This is a genomic window from Pseudolactococcus yaeyamensis, from assembly GCF_054658615.1.
Genome location: NZ_BAAGGP010000129.1, coordinates 1 through 4,861, shown reverse-complemented (window position 1 = coordinate 4,861; position 4,861 = coordinate 1). Strand labels below are relative to the sequence as shown.

The following is a 4,861-nucleotide window of genomic DNA, read 5'->3' as shown; positions in this document are numbered from 1 at the left end:
CAAACGTTTTTCGTTATCAATGACTTTTCCAGATTATTTGGCACAGTTGTTTTCAATGTGAGAGCTGTTATTTTAAAAACGCGCTTTACATTTTGGGATTGGGAGAGAGAGTCATGCGTTTGTCGTGGTTTCAAGGTCAACTCCTTCCCTCCTCTGCCACATTTATGTTAAAATATAGCTTATGGATAAAATAATCAAGACAATCTCAAATAATGGGCATTTTAGAGCCTATGCGCTCGAAGCCACGCAAACGGTTAGCGAGGCACAGAAACGTCATCAAACATGGTCAAGCTCAACGGTTGCACTGGGTCGAACTTTGATTGCAGCACAGATTTTAGGTGCTAATCAAAAAGGTGACGACACGATTACCGTGCGTGTTCAAAGTAACGGTGCGATTACCAGTATCATTGCGGTTGCGGACACGCGTGGCAATGTCAAAGGCTATATTAAAGAGCCAAATGTTGATTATAAACGTGGCTCGACTGGCGAGGTCTTGGTCGGCAATTTGGTCGGTCAGGGTTGGTTTTCAGTCGTTAAAGACATGGGCTTGAAAACGCCTTATACCGGACAAACACCTTTGATTTCTGGCGAGATTGGTGAAGACTTGGCTTACTATTTGACAACTTCTGAGCAAACGCCTTCGGCTGTCGGCTTAAATGTCTTGCTCAATGAAGATGAGTCTGTCCATGTTGCCGGTGGTTTTTTAGTCCAAGTCATGCCCGATGCCCCCGAAGCTGAAATCGCTGCTTTTGAAGCACGGATTCAGAAAATGCCTGCCATTTCCAAACTCTTGCGCTCACATGACCACTCTAAAGCGATTTTAGACGCCATTTACGGACAAGACCAATACAAAATCTTGACAGAATCGCCACTGGCTTTCCGCTGCGATTGCTCTAAAGAACGGTTTGCTGACGGTATCCAAAGCCTTGGTAAACTAGAAGTTGAAAAATTAATCACTGAAAATCACGGGGCGGAAGTCATTTGCCAGTTCTGTGAAACAGCCTACAATTTTTCAGAAAATGATTTGAAAGAACTGATATAAGATGACAAATATATACGATACACCATGGAAAATTGGAGATGTTGACATCAAAAACCGCATCGTGCTCGCGCCGATGGCTGGTATCAACAATAAAGCTTTCCTCAGCCTCGCTAAAGAATTCGGCGCTGGGCTTGTCGTGACTGAAATGATTTCTGACAAGGGCATCGAATACCGCAACGCTAAAACCTTGTCAATGCTGGATTTTGATGGCGTACCAAATCCCTTGTCGATTCAAATTTTTGGTGGTGATGCTGAGACTTTAGTGGCAGCTGCGAAATTTGTCCAAGAGCATACAACGGCTGACATTATCGACATTAACATGGGCTGTCCTGTCCCTAAGGTTACTAAGAACGAATCCGGTTCTCGCCTCCTACTAGACCCTAATAAAGTGTATGATGTGGTATCTGCCGTTTCATCTGCTATCGACTTACCTTTAACGGTTAAGATGCGTCTAGGCTGGGATAATGATCATCTTTTCGCCGTCGAAAATGCGCTAGCTGCTGAAAAAGCGGGTGCTTCTGCCATTGCCATGCACGGTCGAACTAAGGCTCAAATGTATGAGGGCAAGGCGAACTGGGATTGGCTCGCCAAGGTTGCTAGTCAGATGACCATTCCTTTCATCGGGAATGGCGATGTGAAAACCCCTGAGGACGCCAAGCGTATGCTGGATGAGACCGGTGTCGATGCTGTGATGATCGGGCGTGCTGCGCTTGGTAACCCATGGATGCTGAAACGGACTGCGCATTACTTAGCCACTGGTGAGGCAATGCCGGAGCCAAGCGTTGCTGAGAAAATCGAGACGGCTAAGGTTCACTTGACGCGCTTGACTAAACTCAAAGGGGATGAAAACGGCTCTCGTGAGTTCCGCCAACACGCTGCTTACTACCTCAAAGGCGCACCTCGTGCTGCCAAGGTTAAGGTTGCCATCAATCAAGCTAACTCTGCTGCAGAGATTTTTGGTATTTTTGATGCGTATATGAACCTGTTTTAATCGCAAAAGGACTTCATTCGGTTGGTGACTGAAGTTCTTTTTTTGATGATTGATTCTGTGTTCAAATCAGACTTGTTCACTCTTTTGTCGATAAATTTTCGGCGTCACACCAAAAGTCTTGTGGAAATATTGGGTAAAATAGCTCGGACTTTGAAAACCACTGAGCATGGCAATCTCCGAAATCGTTCGCTTCGTTTTCTCCAACATCTCACAACTTTTCAATAATCGATAGTGATTCAAATAAGTGTTAGGCGACTGACGAACATACTCCTTGAATAATTCACAACATCTATTGCGATTAACAGCTCCTGATTTTGAAATCGCATCTATTGTGAGTTTTTCAGAAAAATTTTGATGAATATAAGTCAGCATTTTCCAGATAGCCAGTTGACCAACATCTAGCTTAAAATCATTTTTAACCTGTTTTAACTTTGCACCGATAATGTTACAAAGTAACAAAGATTCACCAACAACTTGTAAGCCATTGACTTGTTTTTCTTGCATTAAATCATAGATTTTTGTAATGCTTTCGAGTATCTTTGATTCATTTAACATTAAAAAATCGCTGCTATTTGGGCCGAATTTGTCTTGACAATCGTGTTGTGCCACATTTGGAAATAGACTCGGATTGATAATTAAGGCAATAAATTGGCAATCTATTTTGTCATTTGAAAAGCCATAATGTAGCCGTTTGCTATTAATAAAAATCCCTTCTCCCTCATGCAAGGTCACACACGCATTATTGATAAAAAAATCCATCTGACCCGATATGATTTTGATAAACTCTAGGTCTTCATGCCAATGACAAACTGCTGAATAATGATAACTTTTCAGGTCATTAAGTCGTGCATAGATCGGCAAATTTGCTCTATTATAGGTTATTTTTTCTGATAAATCCGAATAGATGTCAATTGGCCAACTCATCTCTTTCTCCTTTTAATATATGACGATTTTTATATTATTATACCTTATTTTACTAGAAATAAGCGACCTAAGATACTATTATGATAGTAAGAAAAGGAGATTAAACCAATGGCTGACATCAAATTAATTGCGACTGACATGGATCATACTTTACTTACCGAAAAAGGTGAGTTGCCGCCAAATACCACCGACTTAATTTTAGATTTACACCAACTGGGAATTGAATTTGCCATTGCAAGTGGGCGACCTTTATACACCTTAACTCACGTTTTTAAGGAGACACAAGAACATCTGATTTTTATCGCTGATAATGGCGCCATTATCAGGTATCACGGTGAAATAATTTTCAAAAGTTTGCTACCGATAGAAACTTACCAAGCTATCATTCACTTTATCGAATCAGAAACGGATGGCATTGCCATTTTGTGTGGTCTTGACACTGCGATTATTTCTGAAGAGCATTGTCAACATCTTGATTTTTTAAGAACATTTTATCGTCGTATCCAAACGACCAAAGATTTTAGCACACTAGCAATAGATGCTGATAAGTTGACGATTTATTTTCCAAATGAAAACAGCAAAACCTACTATAACACGGTTTTCAAACCAAAATATTGTGCTGATTTATCCGTTACAGTAGGCGATACCATTTGGATTGATTTCATGAACAAGGGGATTGATAAAGGTAGCGCCATGAGATTTTTAAGTCACAAATTGGCAGTTTCTGCTGATGAGATGATGGCTTTTGGTGATACCTATAATGATGTTGAAATGTTAAAAGCTGTCAAATATAGCTACGTTGTCGCAAATGCTTCTGAAGATATGAGACAATACGCCAATTTTATCACCAAATCAAATGACGATTATGGTGTTTCTGATATCATTGAAAAGGTAATTGAAAACAGCGGTCGTCTTTAATGGTGATTGGAAGCTGTTTTAATCACAAAAGAGGTTGGGACAAAAGGTTTCAAAAATGGATAGACTAAAATGATGCTAATTTTCGACTTTTCACAAGTTCTTGATTTTTCCAATGGTAGCAACGCTTTTCTTGCTAATTTCGTATTGTTTTGACAGAACAATACCAATTTCACACAAAAACAGCACTTTTCTTGCTATTTTCGTATTGTTTTGACAAAACAATACCAATTTCACGCAAAATAGGCTATGAACGTTTCCGTTTAACATCGGAAATGGTTCATAGCCTATTTTTTAGAGGTCTTTTATCCAAACTTCTTTTTGTTTTAGCTACGCTTGCTTGTCTTAACTTTTCCTCTAAATTCAAATTCACAAGTTCAAATCTTCCGTATAAGTAAAACCACTACCAATAACTTCATGGACATTGATGATAGAAACAAAAGCATCTGGATCAATTTCTGCTAGGATGGCTTTGACGGCTTGAACTTGGATGGGACTTAAGACGACATAGATGACCTTAGTGTCATTGCCTGAGTAGACTCCTTCTGCCTTAAGATAAGTCGCACCACGACCGATTTCATCCGTGATTTTTTGGCTGATTGCTGCGTACTTCTGACTAATAATCAGCATGCCTCGCACGGTGTATCCCCCATTTTGTACGACGGCAACGACTTGGCTAAAGACGAAACTGGCAATGACGGTGTACATCATGTGCTGAATGTCAATGTAGGAGAGGGACAGGGCACGACAAACGCATGACTCTCTCTCTCCCAATCTCAAAATAGGAAGCGTGTTTTTAAAAATAACAGCTCTCACATTGAAAACAACTGTGCCAAATAATCTGGAAAAGTCATTGATAACGAAAAACGTTTGAGACGAATGCTCATCTTCTTTTTACGCATTTCCAAATCCTTCAAAACGGCTAGTGCCAATTTACGAATATTACTGTGATTTAACGCCGCTGTTTTGTCTAATGTTTTATTTGCATC

General features: G+C 40.2%; 4 protein-coding genes and 1 pseudogene. 3 read left to right on the top strand and 2 right to left on the bottom strand.

The window, feature by feature from the left end; all coding sequences use genetic code 11:
• Positions 1 to 181 precede the first annotated feature (181 nt).
• Positions 182 to 1,042, top strand: a complete 861-nt coding sequence (gene hslO / locus ACYQ21_RS14625) for an Hsp33 family molecular chaperone HslO (RefSeq protein ID WP_460059328.1) — start codon at positions 182 to 184, stop codon at positions 1,040 to 1,042.
• 1 nt (position 1,043) lies between these two features.
• Positions 1,044 to 2,033 (top strand): tRNA dihydrouridine synthase DusB, encoded by a 990-nt coding sequence (dusB, locus tag ACYQ21_RS14620; RefSeq protein WP_460059326.1) that lies wholly within the window; start codon positions 1,044 to 1,046, stop codon positions 2,031 to 2,033.
• 66 nt (positions 2,034 to 2,099) lie between these two features.
• Here dusB and ACYQ21_RS14615 read toward each other — a convergent pair whose 3' ends face one another.
• Positions 2,100 to 2,957: an AraC family transcriptional regulator gene (locus ACYQ21_RS14615; protein ID WP_460059324.1), complete on the bottom strand. Its 858-nt coding sequence runs from the start codon at positions 2,955 to 2,957 to the stop codon at positions 2,100 to 2,102.
• A gap of 108 nt (positions 2,958 to 3,065) precedes the next feature.
• Between ACYQ21_RS14615 and ACYQ21_RS14610 the strand changes: the two genes are divergently transcribed.
• Complete coding sequence (locus ACYQ21_RS14610) at positions 3,066 to 3,875, top strand: HAD family hydrolase (protein WP_460059322.1); 810 nt, start codon at positions 3,066 to 3,068, stop codon at positions 3,873 to 3,875.
• Positions 3,876 to 4,241: 366 nt separating this feature from the next.
• Here ACYQ21_RS14610 and ACYQ21_RS14605 read toward each other — a convergent pair.
• Positions 4,242 to 4,613 (bottom strand): annotated as a pseudogene (locus ACYQ21_RS14605) (YitT family protein); the annotation flags it as partial.
• Between the last annotated feature and the right edge of the window lie 248 nt (positions 4,614 to 4,861).

What these genes read in the sequence shown, in the direction of transcription:
- hslO (WP_460059328.1), top strand. Translation starts at nt 182, where the DNA reads ATGGATAAAATAATCAAGACAATCTCAAATAATGGGCATTTTAGAGCC.
- ACYQ21_RS14615 (WP_460059324.1), bottom strand. Translation starts at nt 2,957, where the DNA reads ATGAGTTGGCCAATTGACATCTATTCGGATTTATCAGAAAAAATAACC.
- ACYQ21_RS14610 (WP_460059322.1), top strand. Translation starts at nt 3,066, where the DNA reads ATGGCTGACATCAAATTAATTGCGACTGACATGGATCATACTTTACTT.
- dusB (WP_460059326.1), top strand. Translation starts at nt 1,044, where the DNA reads ATGACAAATATATACGATACACCATGGAAAATTGGAGATGTTGACATC.